Source organism: Noviluteimonas gilva, from assembly GCF_009740395.1.
In the GTDB taxonomy this organism is placed as follows: Bacteria; Pseudomonadota; Gammaproteobacteria; order Xanthomonadales; family Xanthomonadaceae; genus Noviluteimonas; species Noviluteimonas gilva.
Window position 1 is genome coordinate 103,082 of record NZ_WOXT01000002.1, and the last position, 21,048, is coordinate 124,129.

Sequence of the window (21,048 nt, forward strand, 5' to 3'; positions counted from 1 at the left end):
CTTCGCGGCGATTTGATGGGTGGCGCGGTGCCCCTCTCCCTGCGGGAGAGGGGTTGGGGTGAGGGCGTTGTCTATCGCAGAGGCTTGCCGCTGGCGGCTTCAATTGCGCACATCCATCGGATGTAGTCGTCGATGGACTCGATCTTGCCGGTGATCTCGACGCCGGCCTCCCTGGCACTTCGCATCACTTCGTCAAGCACCAGGCCGAAGCCGGAATCCCACTCGGATGTTCGTTGCGAGAGCTCGACGTCGAACCGATCCGTCGGGCGCAACTTGTCCATCGGCAAGTACATTTCCGTGGCCATGTATTTCAGGAAGACGTGCACCGATTCCGGATTCAGGCCGGAATTCGCGTAGTAGCGATCAAAGATCGCGTCGAAGCCGACGCTCTCGCGCGCTTCGAGAATCTTGACGGGGTCGCCCATGAAGAATCCAAGCAGGACGGAGCGGATCGTTTTGATCATTGGCACGTCGACGACCCGTTGGGTTGCTCGATGTAGCTCTGATCGATGCGTGTCTTGAACTCCTCAATGGAGGCCTCGAGGACGCCAAAGTCGATCGCGTCAGCGAACAAGGTCACGTACGTTCTCTGCTCGGAGTCGTCCCTGAAAATTTCCATGACGAGCTCGCCGTCAACGTATGTCTCCAGGCCGATGCCATCTCTGTGGTTCACGTCGCTCGCCACGATGTAGCTGATCTGTCGCTTCGAACTCACGCTACCCCCAGCAGGTCTGTTCGGCATGCAGCATTGTTGCCCTCGGAGACTCTAGCGCAAGCCTCCGAACTCCTTTGAAATACAGGAGGGGTGCGCGCTAAAACGCCGGGCTCTCTCTCAAACCCCTCGCGCAGGGGAGAGGGGCGCCGCGCCCCCCCCATCAGATCACCGCGAAGGCGCCGATGCCCGAGAGAGGACATCGAGGAGAGCGCGCGACCGGAGCTCGGCTCCGAGATGTCCTCGACGGGCAAGGCGTCCGCCCGTCGGGTGTGCTGGCTGTAGGCGCGCATCCATCAACAAGCGGCGCACTCATTCAACAAAGCTGTCGCGAATCAATCCGCCCTGGTGCGCAGCGGACGTCGTGTTGAAGGCCACATTGCGGAGCTTGAGCTCTTGCGGAGCAATGTGGCCTTCAATGCGGCGCGCCGATGCGCCGCTCTGGTGGCGGCGCACATCAACACCTACGGATGCTTCTGCGCACCCACGTCACTCCCCACATCCACGAAATTATCCCGCGGCCGCACATCCACCAGCAGCGCGCGTGGATCGACGCCGACATGGCCAGGCTCGCTCGGCACCACCACGGTGATCGTCTGCGTCGCCTTGTCGATCCGATGCTTCTTCAGATACATCGGTTTGCCGAGGATCACCTCGCCGTTCTCCGCCTTGCGCGACGGACCAGGGAAGACGCCGATCTCCACCCATTCGTCGAGCGGCCGCTCGATTTCCGCGCCAGCGTCGTCGACCACCAACTTGCGCGCACGCAAGTCCATCGTGACTTGCCAGCGACCGTCGCTGGTTTTCGTCGCCCGCGCTTGCGACGCCGAGAGCTCCCAATACGTATTGGCTGCGAACAGATCGTGCAGCAGAGGCTGATACTGCACCGGCGTGACCGCTTTCAACTCGCGATACAAATCCAACGTAGTCGCCAACGGCACGCTACCCGGCGGATGCGCATCGCGCAGTCGGCGCAGCGCGAGATTGACCTGATCGCGGCCGATGTACTGGCTCAGCGCGTACATCGCCAACGGGCCCTTGCGATAGTTGAGGAATTGCTCGGTCGCACGCAGCAACGGTGGCGACGCGCGCGAGCGCGGTACCTGGTACTCGCGACGCATCATGTCCAGGTAGGCCTGCAACTGATCGGGGCCCAGCGTCTGCTCCACCACCTGCGTGGCCGAGAACGTGGCCATGCTTTCGATGAGCAACCCGGCGCCTTCCACGCGCGCAGGCGAGAACCGCCCGCCGCCCCACCACTGGTGTGCGACCTCGTGCGCGGTGACGGCGAACACCAGGTCGAGGTCCTCGGGCGCGCTGCCTGCGTTCAACAGCGCGAAGCCGTCGCCGTAATCGACCAGGCTGGGCTCGGAATGCGCGCCGATGTCGCGCGAGGCGTTCTCGACGATGCGCATCGTGCGGTGTGGATAAGGTCCGAACAGTTGCGGATACAGCGCGAGCGCTGCGCACGCACTGCGCGCCATAGAATGGACGATGCTGTCGTGCGTGGGGTGATGGAACACTTCGACCTCCACGCCATGGCACTGCGTGCGATTCACCGCGTAGTGGCCCGAGAAGAACTGCACGCCCTCGCGGATCGGCGCGGGGCTGGCGTACTGGAAGTAGCGGCGGCCGTGTTCGCGCCAGCTGCGACGCAACACGCCCGGTGCGATCGCAACCTGGTCGTCGGTGGTGCCGACGATCGCTTCGAACTGGACGCCGACATCGCCGGGCACCGCCTGGCGTTCCTTCACGTCTTCCAGCGCCGGCACCAGCGGGCGCGCGGGCAAGCCCTGCGTGAGGCGATCGCCGGCCTCGCGCAGTTCGCGCGCGGGTTGATAGCCGATAGTCGGCAGGATGCCGGCCGTGGTGAGCCAGGTGCCGTTGTCGACGATGCTGTCGTTCGCGCCACGATTGCCGAAGCCGCGCGGCGCGAAGCGCACGTCGTAGTCGAGTTGCATCGACTCGCCCGGGCGTAGCGGCGTGCTGAGTTTGTAGATGCGATGGCCGAGGAGGGCGTCGTCCAGCACGAGCGTCGACGGGCGATCGAAGCGCAGGCTGCGCGTGTCGATCCCGTCGTCGGTCGCCGTGGCGACGTGCACAGTGTCGATCGCGTGCGTCGTCGGATTGACCAATCGATAGCGGCCGCTGAACTCCGCGGCGCGTTTGTCCGGATGGATTTCGACGCGCATGTTCGATGTGGTCACGCGCGGTTGCGGCACGTCGGCGTAGCGCGCATAGAGACGTTCGTACGCCGCCATGTTCGCGAGACGCGCGCCTTGTGACTGATAGCGATTGAGCACGTTCGTGTTGTAGAAGACGTACGCGCCCAGGCCCAGCATCGCGAGGCCGGCCAACGCGGCGGCGATCGCCGTGGGGCGCGTGAAGCGCGCATGTGCCAGCTTCAGCCGCGCACGCACGTCCGATTCGCGTCCGCGCACCCACGCGAGCCGCGCCAGCACGGCGAGCAACAACGCCCACGCGATCCAGTAGGCCTTGAACGCGAACCACGGCGGCAGCGATGCGCCGAATCCGCGAATGTCCGAATACGACCAACCCGGACTGGCGCCGAACACCAACAGCTTGTGCTCGATGCCCAACATCGGTGCGAAGGCGATCAGTCCATAAACCACGAGCGCCGCCAGCGTGCCGAGGTGTTTGTGGTTCACCACCGTGTGCACGGTCAACGCGAGCAGCGCGAACAACAAGTAATCGGTCAACTGCAATCCAAGCAACACCTTGGCGTACACGCCAATCTCGAAATGCGAATACCCCAGCACGGCCTGGCCGAGCACGCCGACAACGATCAACACCAGCATCCACGCGATCAGCACCATCGCCAGCGCGAGGAACTTGCCGACGAAGAACACCCAGTCAGGCACCGGCGCGGCGCCGCTGATTTCGCCCATCCGCGCGTCGCGGTCGCCCCATACCAGTTCGCCGGCGTAGAAGATGGTCAGCAACGGAATGATCATCCACACGCGGTTGCCGGGGCTGGCGAGCGCGGCCGTGAGATAGGTCAACACATGCTCGGTGCGCGGCAGCAAGGGCACGCCGATCCATTCCATGCGCGCCGGCACCGCGACGCAGGCGAGGAAGGCGACGGCGCCCAGCGGCGCGAACACGGTCCAGCCTTTCGCGAGGCTGCGCAGCGATCGCGACGTGACGGCGCGCAGTTGTCGCAGTTGCGTCGCGCCGCCGAAGCGGCGTTCGGCGACCGGCGCTACGACGATCGCCGGTTGCGGCGCGACCGATGCGGCGTTCGCTTCCTGCAACGCAGCGAGTCCCTTGCGACGCCGCGCGCGGCGACCGCGTTCGGCCGGATGCGCGAGTCGAAAGCGCCGATAGGTGAACGCCAGCACCGCGCCGCCCACGGCAAACCACAGCAGGCGATTGGCGATCAGCAAGGGCTGCAAGCCGACGATCTGCGTATTCCGTTCGGTCGGCGTCAACGTGTCCGACAGGTTGCTGACGATGGCGATCATGCCGATCGGATCGAGCAATCGCGCCAGGTCCTGCTGGTGCAGCACCTGCATGACGAACGCGGCCAGGCCCATCGAGGCGAAGAACAACACCACGCTGCCGAAGTAGGCGACGATCGCGCGGCGGCTCAACGCCGCGAACGCGAATTGCACCGCGTTGGCGATGAACGCGTTCGGCAAGGCGATCATCAACCAGGCCAGCACGAAGGCGGAAGGGTGCCATTCGCCGACGATTTCCGGTTCGACGTCGGGCCAGTGCATGCCGAGCAACATGCCCGCCGGCACCGCCAGCAGGATCAGCGCGTTGAGCGCATAGGCCGCGAGGAAGCGCCCGGCGAGGTATTGAAACTTGGTGACCGGCGCGGTGTAGCTGAGTGGATGCAGGCCCGACTCGACATCGCGCGACGCAGCATCCCCCGCGATCGACGCGGCGACGAACAACCACAGCATCCCCGCGACCACGGTGGTGGAGGCGATCACCAGCGGCGAGTTGATGAACATCCACCCGTTGCGTGCGTCGTCGGCGTAGTTGCCCTGGATGATGCTCCAGGCCACGAGGAACACCGCGAGAACATACAGCCACGTGGAAACCCGGCGCGCCTGGTAAGCGAACTCGAACCGGAAGATCGTGCCGAGCTTCATGCTTCGGCGACCGGCTGCGCGCTCGCCACGTGTTGGCCGATGTGCCCGGCCATCGTGCTGAAGTACACATCCGTGAGGTCGGGCTCGGTCGCCTCGAAGCCGGCGCCCGGCGATGTCTCGTCGTACACATGCACGACGGTGCGTCCGCCCAGCAGCGTCGTCGAAATCACGCCGTGGTCGCGCTGGATCGCCGGGAGTTCATCCCGGGCCACTACGCGACGCCAGATTCGGCCGCGAATGCCTTCCATCGCCTGCATCGGCTGCGCCTCGAGCAGGATGCGGCCGCGATTGATGATCGCCATCCGCGTGCACAACTCCGAGACATCTTCGACGATGTGCGTGGAGAGAATGACCACGCTGGTTTCGCCGAGCTCGCTGAGCAGATTGAGGAAACGCACGCGCTCGGCCGGATCGAGGCCGGCGGTGGGTTCATCGACGATCAACAACTTCGGGTTGCCCAGCAGTCCGACAGCGACGCCGAAGCGCTGCTTCATGCCGCCCGAGAAGCCGCCCAGCTTTTGATTGCGCACGTCCCACAGATTCACCTGGCGCAACAGCGACTCGACCACGTCACGCCGCTCACCCCGCGCAGCGATGCCTTTCAACGCCGCGAAATAATCGAGCAGCGAATGCGCGCTCGCATGCGGATACACACCGAATTCCTGCGGCAGGTATCCCAGCGTCTTGCGCACCTCTTCCTTGCGCTGCAACACGTCGAGTTCGCCGAGCATGGCGCTGCCGCTGTCGGCTTCCTGCAACGTCGCCAGGATACGCATCAGCGTCGACTTGCCAGCGCCGTTGGGGCCGAGCAATCCGTACATGCCGACGGGGATGGTCAGGCTGACCTTGTTCAGCGCCTGCACGCCGTTGGGATAGGTCTTGCAGATGTCGCGGAGGGTCAGTTGCATGGGCGGGTTGTTGGATGCGGGACCCGGCAAGCGTTGCGCGACGGGGTGAGGCGAGGGTGGGGCGAATGTGTGGGGGCCGCGAAGTGACGAACGTCACCGTGACCATTCACTGCCCTTCCACTGAATCATTCATGGATCTGTTTAGCTGGTGCGCGGAAGCATCGTCGTTGGTTGTCGTGCGCCGCCACCAGAGGGGCGCAGCGGCGCGCCGCATTGAAGGGCACATTGCTCCGCAAGAGCTCAAGCTCCGCAATGTGGCCTTCAACGCGACGTCCGCTGCGCACTCCGCTCTGAGTTGCTCGACAGCTTGGTGGTGATGGGTGCGTCGCTTGTTGATGGATGCGCGCCTACAGCCAGCACACCAGACGGGCGGACGCCTTGCCCGTCGAGGACATCTTGTAGCCGAGCTCCGGTCGCGCGTTCTCCTCGATGTCCTCTCTCGGGCATCGGCGCCTTCGCGGCGAGTTGATGGCAGAGCGGTTGCGCTGAGGTCCCGCTTTCTCTCCCAAAGGGAGAGAAGCACCGCTTCGCCCATCCGATCGCCGCGAGGAACGTCGCCTGCCAGAGGCGACGAAGTCACGACGGTGCGCGCGCCGAGGTGGGCGACGTTCCGTCCGTCTGGTGTGCTGGCTGTAGGCGCGCAGCGCGCAACCAGCGACGCACCCATTCACCAAATGCTGTCGCGAAAAGATCAGACGCTGCGCGCAGCGGTGCGTCGTGCTGGATGTCCTTTTGCGGAGCGTGGCTCGCTCTTCGTGTAGCAAAAGGACATCCAGTACGGCGTGCCGATGCGCCCATCTGGTGTCGGCGCACGCGCAACATGACGAATGGTTCTACGTACTGCACCTCGGCGTTACCCCACCCAAAAAGAAACCCGCCATGTGGCGGGCTTCTTTTTGACCTCCCCTGGAGGGGAGGTGGACTCATCCCACCGTTCTCAGGCAACCGCCATCGATTCGTTCGCGGCTTCCGCCGTCACGACGGGAGGTGGTGCTTCCTTCGGCACCTTGCGCACCGTGCGCTCCTGCGTATCGCGCGCCAGCGCAGACAAGCCGTACAGGCGCGCGATGCGTCCCCACGCGATCGCCATCACGACCAACTGCATGAGGAGGAACCCAAGCAGCAACCCACCGACCGACGCCGCACTCACGCGCGTGCGTGCCAGCCCGAGCGCGATCGCCAAACCTTCGCCGACCAGGATGGTGCCGAGATACACCACCGACACGGCCAACGGCCGACGGAAGAACAACTTCACCCCGCGCCACCATGCCTTGACGGCCGAACGACGCGACGGATCTATCGCCAACATCGCGCGGCCCGATTCGATGGTGACGTGCGCGAACAACACCAACACCGCCATCACGAGGGTGGCGATCAACGACGCGTTGTCCGCGTTGGACTGCAGGATCGCCGTCTCGCCCTGGTGTTGCGCCCACGTGCTCACCGGCGCGCTCAGGCCGAACGCGATGCCCAGCGGCACGATGGCCCAGGCCAACATGCGCGCCATGCGCCCGTACTCGCGCAGGCCGAACTGCATGAGGTTGCCGAAGCGCAAGGACTGCCCCGCGCGAATCGACGCCACCACCATGCCCGTCAACCACGGCGAGAGCAGCAGCGCGATCACCAGGCCCATCAAGCCCGCGGCATTGAGCGCGGCGCTCTGTTCCTTCACGAGCGGCTGGAACACCTCGAGGATCGTCGCCAGGTCGAACCGCTGCGCGATGTCCTTCGCGTGCACCGAGTACTCCAGACGCTCGGTGAGTGCCATCGAAATCGGCAGCACCGCCACCAGCGTCGGCAGCAACAGGCCCGCGGCCCACAGCACCAGCAGGCGCCATTGGAACGCGCGGCCCAGGCCGCCGATCAGGGCGCCGACTGCGCCCAACTTGCGATCGTTCGTGTTCATGCGGTCACCAGGAGGGCGAAGAGGGACTGGAAGAACGCGGCGATGTCCGCCGACCAGCGGCGCGCCGCCGTACCGTCGGCTTCCAGCGTGCGGCTGTCGTCGATCTTGTCCTTGTCGAGGAACACGCGGCGCTCCGGATCCAATTCGACCGACACCGCCTGGCTCTTGCTCACCAGGCGCCAGCGCGCCCAGCGTTTGTCGCCGGTGCCGGGCAGGCGCAGCGTCTGCGACGAGCCGTCGGCGAAGCGCACGAGCACGTTTTGCGGCACGACCGCACCGGCGCGACGCACGACGATCCGCGTGGCGTATTCGAACGGGCCTTCGCCCTTCTTCGCCTTCGGATGCGCCTTCTCCCACGCAGCGCGTGCGTCGTCGATGGACTTGTCGATCTCCGTCGCCTTGCGCTCGACCACCGCGCCCTTGACCTCGACCAGGCCCGGCTCCGGCAGGATCTCGTCGCTTTCGAACTCGGCGATGCGGTCGTCGACCTTGCGCACGTTGTAGACCTGCTCGGCGAACACCTTCTCGACGAGCGCGCGCTGCCCGGTGCCTTCGGCCATCGATTCCCGGAAATCGGCGATCGAGGGATGACGGAACTTCCACGCGGCGTAGTACTGCTTGAACGCGCGTTCCAGCGCCTGCTTGCCGACCTGTTGTTCGAGGTCGTGCATCACGGTGGCGGTGCGCGCGTAGACCGTGCCGTAGCTGTTGCTCGACATGCGATCCCACGAGCTGTTGCCGACCGGATCGGCCGGGTCGGACAACATCGCACCCAGGCGTTGTTGTTCGAATTCACCGAGCGCGATGTCGACGCCGATCAGCTTCGTCAACCACGTCTGCGCGGTCGCGCGGTCGTTGGCGGCGACGATCTGGCGGTGGTCCCAATATTCGTTCAGGCCTTCGTCGAGCATCGGCTCTTCGAATTCGTTCGAACCCAGGATGCCGTAGAAGTAACCGTGGCCGAATTCGTGGATGGTCACGAAGTCGAGCGCGTAGCGTTCAAGCCGGCCTTCGCGCACGTCCTTGTAGCTTTCCGAAGTGAAGAACGTCGGATATTCCATGCCGCCGGCTTCGCCCGCGTTGTACGGCGGAATGACGGCGGTGACGGTCTTGTACGGGTAGTCGCCGAGCGTCTTGGAGAAGTACGTCAGCGATTCGATCGTGGCGTCGAGGACGGGCTTTGCGTTGCTCGTGTATTCCGGGTGGTAGAGCACGCGCACTTTCACCGGGCCGTTCGCGCCGTTGTAGACGCCGTCGAGCGGCTTGGCGTAACGGTTATCGGCGGTCCACGCGAAATCGTGCACGTCGCCCTGCACGTAGCGGTGCGTCAACAGGCCCTTGTGTTCGACCGGCGTGCCCTGCAGCTCACCCGTCGCGCCGATGGTGTAGTCCTTCGGCGCGGTGATCGACACGTCGTACAGGCCGTAGTCGGCGTAGAACTCGCTGTGCAGGTGGAACTCGTGCACGTTCCACCGCGGTGCGGTGGCGCCGCGTTCGCCCGGCAGTTCGAGCACGCCGATCTTCGGGAACCACTGGCCGACGAGATGGAACGTCCCGAAGTAACCGGTGCGCGCGCTGACGCGCGGCAGCTGGTTGAAGAAGTCCATGTCGATGGTGGTCGTGCCACCCGCGGCGACGGCTTCCGGCAGATCCAGGCGCACGACGGTGCGGTCGGTCGACGGGCCGCCATCGGGATGCACGTAGGACCACGGCACGGTGGCGCCGTTCTGCGCGACCTTGGTCAGGCGCGTGTAGCCGTAGCCGCCTTCCTCGGTTTCCACTTCGCTGCGGAAGCCGAAGCGGTTGTTGCGCTTCTCGGTGTTGAACGTGCTGCCCGGGCCCTCGAACGCGTTGAGGTACAGGTGCAGGTAGACGGCTTTCACCGGGCGGTCGCTGCGATTGCGCCAGGTGAGTTGCTGCTTGCCGTCGATGGTGTGCTTCTTCGGATCGAGCGTGGCCTGGATCTTGTAGTTCGCCACGCGATCGGACAGCGTTTCCTCGCTACCGGTGCGCGGGCCACCCCACGCGTTCGGTGCGCTCGGCACGGTGACGGCGGTGGGATTGGGCGAGGCGAAGGGAATGTCGTCGACGACATTCTCGTTGACTGCAGGGGCGTCGGCGGCCGGCGCGACCGGCGCCGGTGCAACCTGCGCGGTGGCGACGAGCACGCACGCGCTCGCGAGCGCCAGGCCGACGGCCCAGCGCGGAATGCGGATCGATGGATGCATTGCGTTGGTCCTCAGCGGCCGTTGACGCTGTAACGCCCGGGCCCGAGCAGGGCCAGCGCGATCGCGGTGAACAGGAACATGCCCTGCAGTTCGAGCGCCCAACCGCCCTGGCCGTTGAGGTGGCCGATCTCGCCCATGTGCACGAGCGCGAAGGCGAACAGCATGTTGGCGGCCACGAGCAACGCACCGATGCGTGCATAGAAGCCCGCGATCAGCATCAGCGGCGCGAGCACTTCGCCGATCAGCACGCCGTAACCGAGGAAGCCCGGCAGACCGTGCGATTCGACGAGGCCGACGATGCCGCCCATGCCGCCACGCAACTTCGCGATACCGTGCAGCAGGATCAGCAGGCCGAGCACGACGCGCAGGATCAGGCGCCCGAGATCGTTCTGGGTGTTTTGGTTCATCGATTCCCCCTTGGATGGAATGTAAGCACCGGGCCCCAACGCCCCTGTCGGGCCGGCGACTGTCCGAGCATAGCCCCGAGCGCGCCTGCTGTCGCATGCAGGGGGCCGTTGGAGGATGCGGGATCGGGGTGCGCGGTTGCGGCGGAAGTGCGCGATGCGCACGAGGCGCGTTGTCGCGATCAGCGCAACGGCAGTTTCAGCGGCCGTCCGTTCCAATCCAGCAGGACGCCGTCGGGCAGGATGTCGGCGACGACGAGTGCGCCGAGACGATCGCCGACACGCAAGCGCGTGCCATCGATGATCACGAAACGCTGCGCTGCAACATCGTTCCACATGTGCATGCTCAGTTTGAGCGGCGGCAGTTGCTTGCGGTCTTCGCTGCCCAGGTCCGACACGCGTTCGGTCGTGTCGAGCGCGACCGGCGGTGGGGCGGGTGCGGGTTTGGGTTCGAGGCGCGGCGGCGGTTGGAGTGCGGGCGGCGGTGCGTCGGCGATTGCCACGTCGGCGGCCGGCGCGGGTTTCGCAGGCGCGGGCGGGGCGACGACGATCGGGCGACGCAACGCAGGCGCGGCGCGCTGCGTATCGGCAGGTGTCGCAGACGCCGGTTGCTCGACGACCGGAACATCGGCCGCCGGCACCACGCTGATCGGCGCGGGCACGCGGTCGCGCATCGCGAACCAGGCGAGCGACGCGGCAATCGCCAGGCCGCCGGCGATCCACGGCCAGCGTTGCGGCGTCGATGTCGCGACCGGCGCGGCGATCGCGGGTTCGGCGAGCAGATCGGGCACGACCGCGCGCCGGCGTTCGGCTTCGGACTTGCGCAGCGCTTCGAGGATCAGCGACATCGGCGTCAGTCCAAAGTCGTGCGAAGGCGGGGGCCGGGGTCGCGCGCGGCGAGCGCGAGCAATGTTTCCGGCCCGATGACGCCATCGGCGGCAAGGCCGCGCGATTGCTGGAAGCCGCGGACCGCGTTGCGCATCGCTTCGTCGAGCATGGCCGGTCCGGTGTAGCCGGGCAGATGTGCGTGCACCCAATCGACCGCGGGCCCGCGACCATCGGACGAGGGCGCGTCGACGAGCGTCTCCGGTCCGCGCCACAACGCGGCGTATTCACCCGTCCACGCGTTCTGCAGCGCGACGCGCTCGATGTCGAAGGTCTCGTTGCCCAAGCGGACGCGTGCGCGCACGGCATCGGCACCGAGCAACAGCGCCCAAGTCGACGAACGATTCGCGCGCAAGCGCAGCAACGCCGGTCGACCTTGCGCGAACAACTTGTCCAGGCTCGCCGTGCCGCGCAGGCAATACAGGCCGGGTTCGATCGCGGGCGGGCACGTTGCCGCAAGCGTCGCATCGGCCTTCGATTGCCACTGTGTCAGCAGCGCCTGCCACGCAGATACATCCTTCGCATCGATCGCCTGCACGCGCGCGGCGAGTGCGTCGGCCGCAAGCGTCGGCACCGGAACGGGTTTGAACGGGGACTTCGCGGGCGCGGGCTTCGCAACGACCGCCTTCGCCACCGGCGTCGCGCGCGCTTCGGCCGGCGGCGTACGTGGCCAGAAGAACCACGCGATCGCGGCGACGAGCACGAGGCTCGCCGCGGCCGCCCAGCGCATCGGATGTGCATCGCGACGCTTCGGCGCCAGCGCTTCGCGTGCGGCGCGATCGATGTCGGCGGGTTCGATCGTCAGGCTGTCGTGCGCGTAACCGCCGAGCAGCGCGCGCTCGGCGATCACGTTCACCAGGCGCGGCACGCCGCCGGAATGTTTGTGGATGCGCGCGATCGCGCCCGCCGAGTAGGGCGAATGCAAACCCCCGGCGATGCGGAACCGATGCCGCACGTAGGCGCCGGTTTCGTTCGCATCCAGCGGCATGAGGTGATAGCGCGCGGTGATGCGCTGCGCGAGCTGGCGCATGTCGCTGCGCGCGAGGATTTCGCGCAGTTCCGGCTGCCCGAGCAGGATGATCTGCAGCAGCTTCTGCGTGTCGGTTTCCAGGTTGGTCAGCAAGCGCACTTGTTCGAGTGCGTCGACCGAGAGGTTCTGCGCTTCGTCGATGATCAGCACGACGCGCAGGCCCTTGGCGTACGCATCGAGCAGGTATGCATTCAACGCATCGACCAGCGCCTTGGTGCTGCCGCGCGCGTTCGCGATGTCGAGGTGCAATTCCTCGCACAGCGTTTCGAGCAATTCGATCGCCGACAGCCGCGGATTGAGGACCAGCGCGACGCGCGTGTTCTCGGGCAGTTGTTCCATCAACAGGCGGCACAGCGTGGTCTTGCCGGTGCCCACTTCGCCCGTGAGCTGCACGAAGCCGCCACCGCCGCCCTGGCCGATCCCGAACAACAGGTGCGCGAGCGCGTCCCGGTGGCGCTCGCTGAGGAACACGAAGCGCGGGTCGGGCGTGATCGAGAACGGCGGTTCCCGCAGTGACCAGTGCTCGAGGTACATGCCGTGCAGCGTGCCAGAAACCAGGCGGGGTGTGCTATTCGGCCGCGCCCTTGGATTCGGAGGCCGCCAGGACCTCGGGGTGCGCCAACGGTTTGGAAGTCCCCATCAGCGGATGGATGAACACGGCGGCCAGGATGATGGCCACGCCCGCGTAGAAGGCCGGGGTGAGTTCTTTCTGCTCGCCGAGCAGCAGGATCGCCAGCACGATCGCGTAGACCGGTTCGAGATTGACCGCCAGTTGCTGCGCGAATGCGCTCATGTGCCGCAACGCCGCCAGCGAGAGGGCGAAGGGCAGCAGCGTGCACACCAGCGACAGCGTGAGCAGCAGGCCGAGGTCGCGCGCGCCAGGCAACGCGAAGACCTCGCCCGAGAATGCGCCGGCCGTGCCCGGGATCAGCGGCAACACCGGAATGAGCGCGGTCAGCGCGATCGTGCCGGCGCCGAGTTCGAGCGTGGTGACGGTGAGCGGATCGGCATGTTCGACCAGCCGCTTGTTCAGCGCGCCGAAGATCGCGACGAAGAACGCCGACAACGCACCGACCGCGATGCCCGCGCGCATGCCCGCTGGCACGCCGCCGACGACCAGCGCCACGCCCGGCAACACGGCGATGCCGAGGAACAGATCGCGCTTGGAGAAACGCGTGCGCGCGACCAGCGGTTCGATCATCGCGACGAACACCGTGGCGAGCGCGATGCACGTGGCGCCCACGGAGGCGTTCGACAACTTGATCGAGCCGTAGAACGTCAGCCAATGCAGCGCGACCAGCACGCCGATGCCGGCATATGCGCCGCGCAGCCGCCACGACATCGCGCGCACACCGCGCCACACGCGCGGGATCAGCAGCAGCGCGCCGACGACCAACAACATGCGCCACCACACCAGCGGCAACGCCGGCAGCGTGATCGCCTTGCCGAGGATGGCGGTGAAGCCCCAGAGCACCACGCACAGGTGGATCTGGAAGAAGGCCTTCGAGCGCGCGGCGCGCGCTTCGGGCGACAGGGCGGGGGCGTGGGGCATGCGGCTATTATGGCGACATGAGCGAGGACTTCCTCGAATACCTGCACGAGTTGTCCGAAGACTTCGGCCCCATTTCCACGCGCGCGATGTTCGGCGGACACGGGGTGTATTTCGAAGGGCGCATCATCGGCATCGTGATCGACGACGCGCTGTACCTGAAGGCCGACGATCAAACGCGGCCGGCGTTCGAAGCCGCGGGGTGCGCGCCCTTCGTCTACGAGTCCAGGGGCAAGTCGGTTCCGATGTCCTATTGGTCGCTGCCGGCCGAGGCGATGGATTCCGCGCAGGCCTTCCTGCCATGGGCGCGGCGTGCGAACGAAGCCGCGCTGCGCAAACCGATCGGCCGCAAGCGCGCCAAGAAGAAGGCGGCGAAATGATCCGGCGGCGGCATTCCGGTGTGTCGCGTGGCGCGTGCCGCTTGTTCCTGACCAATTAGGCGACCGGCGCCGACAACAACCAGTCGACGAACGTCTGCGCCGCCGGCCGAAGACGCCGGTGCGCCGGATAGACCACGTGGTAGCCCCATCGCGCCGGCATGCGTGGGCCCGGGAGTTCGACCAAGCGTCCATCGCGCAGGTATGGCACGACGACGTGTTGGCGCGCGAGCGCCGCGCCGATGCCGACGACGGCCGCCTGCAGCGCGTCGGTCGTATCGCTGAAGCTGTAATGCTCGTTGAGCGCGGCGCCGTGCACGCCGGCAAAACGGAACCAGTCGTGCCAGCCCTGGCGCGCGTGGTCGAGGATCAGCGGCACGTGGGCGATGTCGCCCGGCGTTTCGATCGCTTCGATGCCCCGCATGCGCGGCGATGCAACGGGAAACAGGGTCTCGTCCATCAGGCGATGCGACGACAAGCCCGTCCAGTTCCCGGGCCCGTGGCGGATGCCGAGGTCGGGGCCGCCGTCGTCGAAGCGCGTCAGCGCGGTCTCGGTATCGAACGCCAGCCGGATGCGCGGGTGCTTGGCCGCGAAGTCGGGCAGCCGCGGCAGCAGCCATGTATAGGCGAGCGAGTGCAGGGTGGTGATGCGGACGCGGTGTTCTTCGTCGCGGTCGCCGCGCAGCGTGCGCAGCGCGACTTCCATGTCGGCGAGCGCGCTGCCGGAGGCGTCGGCCAGGCGCCGGCCTTCGGCGGTGAGCGTCACGCCGCGCGCGTGGCGCTGGAACAGCGAGATGCCCAGGCGCGCTTCGAGCTTGCGGACGTGGTGGCTGACCGCGCTGGCCGTGAGGTTCAGCTCCTCGGCGGCGTGGGCGAAGTTCTGGTGGCGGGCGGCCGATTCGAAGGCGGAGAGGGCGGGGAGCCAATCGGGGCGCAGGACCATGGCGAGCCTCAAATCTGATTTGTGTCTGGCGCCGAAAGTATGCGCTTGTCCGGCCATTGTGAACCCGGACAATGCACCGTCTGACAAGAGCATCTTTTGAGGCTGCCCCGGATGAACTCGCTCGCGTCCTCCCCCGTTTTCGAAGCGCGCACCACGCCGTCCTGGATCACCCCCGCGGAGATCGGGCTGCTCGGTGCCGTCTGGGGTGCCTCCTTCTTGTTCATGCGCGTCGCTGCGCCGCAGTTTGGCGCCGCGGCGCTGGTCGAGGTGCGCCTCGCGCTGGGTGCGTTGGTGCTGCTGCCGTTCCTGTGGCGGGCGCGCGCGCAATTTCCGTTGCGCATCTGGCCGAAGCTCGCGCTGATCGGTGCGATCAATTCGGCAGTGCCGTTCGTGTTGTTCGCCTGGGCGGCGCAGCGTTCGCCGGCGGGCGTGGGCGCGATCTGCAACTCGATGACCGTGTTGTTCACCGCACTCGTGGGCTTTCTCTTCTTCCGCGAGAAAATCAGCTTGCGTCGCACGATTGCGTTGCTGGTCGGCTTCGCGGGCGTGGTCGTCCTGGCGAGCGGCAAGACCGAAGGCGCGAGCATCGGCTGGGCCGTCGTCGCGGGCACCGCTGCGGCAGTGTTGTACGGCTTCGGCATCAACCTCGTGCGTCGCCACGTCACCGGCTTGCCGGCGGCGGCGGTGGCCGCTTCGACGCTCGGGATGTCGACCTTGCTGGTGCTGCCCTTCGCGATCGCGCAGTGGCCGGACCATGCGATCTCCGCGAAGGCGTGGGGCGCGGCCGCGGCGCTGGGCGTGCTGTGCACCGGGTTCGCGTTCGTCTTCTACTACCGCCTCATCGCGCGCGTCGGTCCTGCACGCGCGGCGACGACGACGTACCTCGTCCCGTTGTTCGCGGTGTTGTGGGCGTGGTTGTTGCTCGGCGAAGCGGTGACCGGAACGATGCTGGCGTCCGGCGCGTTGATCCTGGGCAGCGTGGCCTTCAGCCAGAAGGCCAAGTGACCTAATTCACCGGGGGTTTGCGCAACAGCGTGATCGCGAAGCCCGCGACGATCGCCGCGCCCACCACCAGCAGCACCCACAACAACCAGCGCTTCCAATCTTCAGGCGTCGTCGGCCGCTCGAGTGCCGTCTTGCCTGCGAGTTCCGTCGGCAAGCCCAGCGTCGCCGGCATCGGTTGCCAATCCTCGCCCTTCGACGCACGCATCGCATCGACCAGGCGCGGCAACGGCGCATCGCCACGCACGGCGCGCGCGCTGCCCGCGACCAACGCGTACGGCGGCGTGCCCTGCGCGAGGAACACCACGACTTCCGGCCGATAACCGAGTTTCAACGCAGGCGGCGCCGAGGGCGTGCCGGATTCGGCAACGAGCCGCCACTGCCGATCACGCACCGGCGCACCCCCGATCGATGCGGGCGCCGACGTCGTCGCGCCATCGCGCGCCGCGACGCGGAACGCCACCCATGGCCCGGCGCGCCACGTCCATGGCGCATCGTCGTCGTCGCGACTTTCCAGCCGCCACTCGACCGCCGCGTTGCCACCGGCGATCACGTCGGCGCGCTCCACCGGGAAACGCCCCGGCGATTCGAATTCGTACGCGACCTTGCCGTGGTCGCGCGCTTCGCGCCCTTGCACGGTCTCCCACGCCCACGTGCGCTCGCTTGCGGGCATCGCGATGCGCGCGCGCACGCCGGTGAATGCGAAGGCTTCATCGCCGAGCGGCACCAGGCGCACGTACTTCGCCGCCATGCCGAGCGGAATATCGTTCTTCGCCAGGCGGCTGCCCGATTGCTGCAGGTCGAGGAATTGCAGGCGCGGATGCATCGTGCGCCACACCTGCAGGTCGTCGCTGGTTTCCACGCGGAAGGCGGCCTGCACGTCCGCACCCGGCGGAAAATCGAAGACCAGCGCTTCCACGCCATCGGGCCAGCGACTCAGGTCCAGCAGGAACGCGCGCGGCGCCGGCGCATCGGTGCCGTTGGTGAGCTGCGCTTCGAGCGACAGAATGCGACCCGTCGTATCGCGTCGCGCGATCAACGCAAGCCCGCCATCGTCCTCGCCGCGCGGCGTGCGCACGACGAACCACGGCACAGACGCAAAGCGCGGCGGCGACGCGAGCGGCGCATCCGGTCCGAACACATCCGCCGACACCGGCTTGCCCTGCGCATCGACGACGTTCACATCGCGCAACGACGGCGACGTGATCGCGCGATACACGTCCGCGTCGAGATCGACGCGATAGGCACCCGCATCCGACTCCGGCAACGCGATCGACCATTGCCGCGCGTAATCCCCGCGCACCTGCGCCACTGCGAGCACCGGCAGCAATGCGATCAGCAAGGTCCAACGCTTCATGCCGTCGCCTCCGAAGCCTGCGTGCGCGGCGGCGCCGGCGCGAAGTAACCCACGACCGTGCAGAGCAGGCCGAAGGCGATGAACGAGCCGATGCCGAGCGCGTTGCCGAGATTGTGGCGATCCACCACCACCAGCTTGAGCAGCACCACGCCCATCAACAACGCACCCGCGAGCCACAACGAACGCTGGCCGCGCTTGGAACCGAGCACCCACGCGATCACGCCGAGCACGCTCCACGTTACCGTCAGCGAGGTTTGCGCCAGGCTCGTGCCGACCAGGTCGGCGTCCCAACGCACGCCGCCCCAGTGGTGCACCGCGTGCAACACGACCGAGGTGATCCACGCGAAACCCGCGAAGGCCGTCAGCAACACGCGCATGCGCGCCAGCCACTCCGGCGCGGTGCCGTACGCACACCAGTGCCACAGCAGTGCGAGCGAGGCGAGCTGCACGACTTCCATCGGATTGAGCACCGGGATCCACGGCAATGGACTGGCGCCACCCGGCAACACGAGGGTGCAGACCCACAGGATCGCGAGTGCGAGGAACACCAGACCCGGCAACAGCGTCGCCATGTTGTCGAAGCGCTCGCGCAACGGAATCGCGAGCCACTGCCAACGCCACTGCGCGATGGTGGCCATCGCCAGCCACGGCAGCGCGAGCGCCGCAACACCCCAGCCTTGCGCGAGGTTGAGCGTGTCGACCACCCAATACAGCGTGAGCGATGCAACGAAGGGCCACACCAGCCACCACAACAACTGCGCCCACGAGGCGAGGGGGTGCTCGCCCGTGCGCAGGCAATGCAGGCTGCGGATGCCGAACACGGCATAGGCGAGCCAAGCGAGGCCGCCCATTTCGCCGAAGGGATGTTCGTGCGCGATCGTCTGCAGGATCGACATCGGGACCGCAGCGGCGATCGCCAGCAACGCCGTGCCGATCAGCGACGTCGTCGGGCGACGACGATGCGCTTCGGCTGCAAGCCAACCGGTTGCCGCGTAGGCAACGAGCAGCAGGTCGGGCTCCGAATCGTTCGGCGCGAATTCGATCACTTCCCGCGTGATCGCGCCGAGCCACCAAATCAGGCCCCACGCGTAATACAGCGCGAATTGCGGAAGTTGCTCGTCGCGGCGATACACCCACGCCGTCGCGAGCGCACCGATCGCCACGATCAGCAGGCCCATGAATTGCCCGTTGGCGATCGCCGGGCCGACCACGCCGTGATCCTGGTCGAACGCGTACAGGCACGCGCCCGCGGCAATGATGTGCAACACGAAGCCCGCCAGTTGCGGAACCAGACGCTGCTGGCGCACACCGAGCCACACCAGCGCCGCGCCTTCGAGCGCGAACACACCGGCCGTCGCACGTGCCGACAGTGCGAGCGGCACGGCCAACGTCGCAAAACCTGCTGCGAGCAACGCATACGCATCGCCGAGCACGCGATTCGCACCACGCCGGAACACGAACCACGACAAGCCCGCGTAGATCACCGCCAACGCCAGCGCATCGAACGCCAGCGGCATCCGCGCGCCGCGCATCAATCCGGCCTGCAAGGCAAAGCACACCAGCGGCGTTGCGAACACGAGCGTGCCGTCGACGAAATCGCGCCGCTCCATCGGTTGCCGCATCGCATGCACGAGCGGGATCAGCAGGTAGAACGCGAAGAACAGCAGCAGGAAGGGTTCGGTCGTGGAGAACTTGTCGGGCGAGTAATCCAGCACGCCCCACGCACCGCCGATGCCGAAGGTGAACACGAACCCCAGCAAGTTGAGCACCCGCCACGACTTCCACCACGCGATCGCGAAGATCGCGGTGTTGAGCACCGCGTAGTACGCGAACAGGGCGACGTAGTTGCCGCTACCCGTCGAGAGCCACAAGGGCGAGAGGAAACCGGCGAGCACCGCGAAGAACGCCAGCGCCTTCGCATCCTGCAATACCGCGAGCACGCCGGCGCCGAAGATGATCACGGTGCTGAGCGCGAAGGCGACACTCGCGGGCATCAGCCCGTACAACTTGAACGCGGCGAACACCACCATCAGCAGGATGCCGATCGCGCCGCCCTGCAAACTCAGCGCGAACACGCGGTTGGCTTCGCGCTTGCGCCACGCGAACACCAGCGCGGCGATCGCGGCGCCCGCGACGGCGGACAGGCGCAACTCGATCGGTGCGTTGAGCCAGCCCTGGTCGGTCGCGTACTTCAACAACGCGGCAACACCGGCGAACAACACGAGCACGCCGATCTTCACCGGCACGTTGCCTTCGGTGAACCAGCGTTTGATCTTGTCGATGCCCATGCCGACGAAGTCGGGCGTGGGTTCGGGGCGTTCGAAGATCGGTCGCGGCTTGGGCTGCGATGGCGGCGGCGGAGTCGGCGCGCCCGGCGTCGTTTCGATGGACGGCCCCTGCACGTCGAACACCGCGCGCGTGGGCGAGGGCGGCGCGGGAGTGGGGCGTGGTGGCGGGGGAGGCGGTGCCGGCGCGGGTTCGCGCGGCGCGACCGGGGCGGGCGGCGGCGCGGCCTGCGCTTGCGGCGGCGGTGCCCCGGGACGTTGCGCGAGCAGCTCGCGCAGCCATTGCAGCTCGCGTTCCAGCGCCGCCAGGCGCTTGGTCGCGTTGCCGTTGTTCGTGAGCGCGATGATGGCCAGCACGAGCGCGGCCAGACCCAACAGACTTCCCACGGACGTCCCCTTCCCCTGGATGACCCCCCGGATTCGATCAGGGTGCAGGCCGGAAGGCAAATCGGGTCAGCGGGTGCCCAGCAATTCGATGAGGGTGGTCGCCGCCGCGGGGTTGCGTTCCTTGTCGGCGTTGATGAAGAACACGAACACGTCGCGCTGCGTGGCCGGCTTCGATGCGCCCGTCAGGCGCGGCAGGTCCTCGGGGTCGCCGCCCTTCGCCCAGGTGCGCGCGCGCTCGGCCCAGGCGGCGAGTTCGGGCTGCGTGTAACCGGTCACGATCTTCGAACGCGCGCGCATCAATCGCGCGTAGACGAAATCCGCGGTGACGTCGGCGAACGACGGCCATTCGGTGGAATCGGTGAAGACCAGTGCCGCGTTCTTTTTGCGCGCAAGGTCCACGAGCGTGGCGTCCACCGATTCGGCGTCGCGCACTTCCAGCGCATGCCGCACGGGCCGACCGTCGACGCTGGCCGGCAACCCATCGACGAATCGCGCGAAATCCTCGCGATCCAGCTTCCGTTCGAATTGCCACGAGATCGCGCCGAGCTTGGCGCCCATCGTCGCGATGCCGCCGATGAACGCCTCGGCCTGCCCCAGCGTGTTCGCCAGCACCTTGGCCTGCACGATCCGCATCGGCGCCTTGGCGGTGAACACGAAGGTGTCCGGCGTTTCGTCGCGCCAACGGGCGTAGGTGTCGGGCTTCTGCGCGCTGTAATAGGTGCCGTTGATCTCGATGGCGCTCAGGCGCCGGCTCGCGTACTCGAGCTCGCGGCGCTGGACCAGACCCTCGGGAAAGAAGGTTTCGCGCCACGGGGAATAGGTCCAGCCGCCCACGCCCACGCGGATTCCGTCGATCGGGCCCGGGGCGACAAGCCCGAGGCCGGCATCCTTCGCGCGCGGGGTGGCCATGCGCATGAGGGTAGCGCGACATGACGACCGGGACATCGACGC

General features: G+C 67.0%; 17 protein-coding genes. 2 read left to right on the forward strand and 15 right to left on the reverse strand.

Annotated features, from left to right (window positions below; genetic code table 11):
* Positions 1 to 71: 71 nt before the first annotated feature.
* The 11 genes from GN331_RS07390 to GN331_RS07440 form a co-directional block, all read right to left on the reverse strand.
* Positions 72 to 425, reverse strand: a complete 354-nt coding sequence (locus tag GN331_RS07390) for a hypothetical protein (RefSeq protein WP_156641361.1) — start codon at positions 423 to 425, stop codon at positions 72 to 74.
* 35 nt (positions 426 to 460) lie between these two features.
* Positions 461 to 742 carry a hypothetical protein gene (locus GN331_RS07395; protein ID WP_156641362.1) on the reverse strand — a complete coding sequence of 94 codons (282 nt, stop codon included), beginning with the start codon at positions 740 to 742 and terminating at the stop codon, positions 461 to 463.
* Between the two features lie 282 nt (positions 743 to 1,024).
* Positions 1,025 to 1,168 (reverse strand): hypothetical protein, encoded by a 144-nt coding sequence (locus GN331_RS07400; protein ID WP_156641363.1) that lies wholly within the window; start codon positions 1,166 to 1,168, stop codon positions 1,025 to 1,027.
* A gap of 8 nt (positions 1,169 to 1,176) precedes the next feature.
* Positions 1,177 to 4,836: an ABC transporter permease/M1 family aminopeptidase gene (locus tag GN331_RS07405; protein WP_156641364.1), complete on the reverse strand. Its 3,660-nt coding sequence runs from the start codon at positions 4,834 to 4,836 to the stop codon at positions 1,177 to 1,179.
* Positions 4,833 to 5,744, reverse strand: a complete 912-nt coding sequence (locus tag GN331_RS07410) for an ABC transporter ATP-binding protein (RefSeq protein WP_156641365.1) — start codon at positions 5,742 to 5,744, stop codon at positions 4,833 to 4,835. The genes GN331_RS07405 and GN331_RS07410 overlap by 4 nt, the downstream gene beginning before the upstream one ends.
* Positions 5,745 to 6,681: 937 nt before the next feature.
* Complete coding sequence (locus GN331_RS07415) at positions 6,682 to 7,650, reverse strand: hypothetical protein (RefSeq protein WP_156641366.1); 969 nt, start codon at positions 7,648 to 7,650, stop codon at positions 6,682 to 6,684.
* Positions 7,647 to 9,878, reverse strand: coding sequence for a M1 family metallopeptidase (locus GN331_RS07420; RefSeq protein ID WP_156641367.1), 2,232 nt, complete (start codon positions 9,876 to 9,878; stop codon positions 7,647 to 7,649). The genes GN331_RS07415 and GN331_RS07420 overlap by 4 nt, the downstream gene beginning before the upstream one ends.
* An 11-nt stretch (positions 9,879 to 9,889) precedes the next feature.
* Positions 9,890 to 10,285: a DoxX family protein gene (locus GN331_RS07425; RefSeq protein ID WP_156641368.1), complete on the reverse strand. Its 396-nt coding sequence runs from the start codon at positions 10,283 to 10,285 to the stop codon at positions 9,890 to 9,892.
* A gap of 179 nt (positions 10,286 to 10,464) precedes the next feature.
* On the reverse strand, positions 10,465 to 11,130 hold the full coding sequence (locus GN331_RS07430) for a general secretion pathway protein GspB (protein WP_156641369.1): 666 nt from the start codon (positions 11,128 to 11,130) through the stop codon (positions 10,465 to 10,467).
* Positions 11,131 to 11,135: 5 nt separating this feature from the next.
* Complete coding sequence (locus tag GN331_RS07435; protein ID WP_156641370.1) at positions 11,136 to 12,731, reverse strand: ExeA family protein; 1,596 nt, start codon at positions 12,729 to 12,731, stop codon at positions 11,136 to 11,138.
* Between the two features lie 34 nt (positions 12,732 to 12,765).
* Positions 12,766 to 13,749: an EamA family transporter gene (locus GN331_RS07440; RefSeq protein ID WP_156641371.1), complete on the reverse strand. Its 984-nt coding sequence runs from the start codon at positions 13,747 to 13,749 to the stop codon at positions 12,766 to 12,768.
* Positions 13,750 to 13,766: 17 nt separating this feature from the next.
* Here GN331_RS07440 and GN331_RS07445 point away from each other — a divergent pair, with 17 nt between their 5' ends.
* Positions 13,767 to 14,126 carry a TfoX/Sxy family protein gene (locus tag GN331_RS07445; protein ID WP_156641372.1) on the forward strand — a complete coding sequence of 120 codons (360 nt, stop codon included), beginning with the start codon at positions 13,767 to 13,769 and terminating at the stop codon, positions 14,124 to 14,126.
* A 55-nt stretch (positions 14,127 to 14,181) separates the two neighbouring features.
* On the opposite strand, the gene GN331_RS07450 is transcribed toward GN331_RS07445, so the two are convergent.
* Positions 14,182 to 15,066, reverse strand: a complete 885-nt coding sequence (locus GN331_RS07450) for a LysR substrate-binding domain-containing protein (protein ID WP_156641373.1) — start codon at positions 15,064 to 15,066, stop codon at positions 14,182 to 14,184.
* A 111-nt stretch (positions 15,067 to 15,177) separates the two neighbouring features.
* Between GN331_RS07450 and GN331_RS07455 the strand changes: the two genes are divergently transcribed.
* On the forward strand, positions 15,178 to 16,071 hold the full coding sequence (locus tag GN331_RS07455; RefSeq protein WP_156641374.1) for a DMT family transporter: 894 nt from the start codon (positions 15,178 to 15,180) through the stop codon (positions 16,069 to 16,071).
* Between the two features lies 1 nt (position 16,072).
* On the opposite strand, the gene GN331_RS07460 is transcribed toward GN331_RS07455, so the two are convergent.
* The 3 genes from GN331_RS07460 to GN331_RS07470 form a co-directional block, all read right to left on the reverse strand.
* Positions 16,073 to 17,425: a DUF3999 domain-containing protein gene (locus tag GN331_RS07460; protein ID WP_156641375.1), complete on the reverse strand. Its 1,353-nt coding sequence runs from the start codon at positions 17,423 to 17,425 to the stop codon at positions 16,073 to 16,075.
* Positions 17,422 to 20,097 (reverse strand): DUF2339 domain-containing protein, encoded by a 2,676-nt coding sequence (locus tag GN331_RS07465; RefSeq protein WP_331713406.1) that lies wholly within the window; start codon positions 20,095 to 20,097, stop codon positions 17,422 to 17,424. Before GN331_RS07465 ends, GN331_RS07460 begins: the two co-directional genes overlap by 4 nt.
* Positions 20,098 to 20,163: 66 nt before the next feature.
* Entirely contained in the window at positions 20,164 to 21,006 is an 843-nt protein-coding gene (locus tag GN331_RS07470) for a DUF72 domain-containing protein (protein WP_156641376.1), read from the reverse strand.
* Between the last annotated feature and the right edge of the window lie 42 nt (positions 21,007 to 21,048).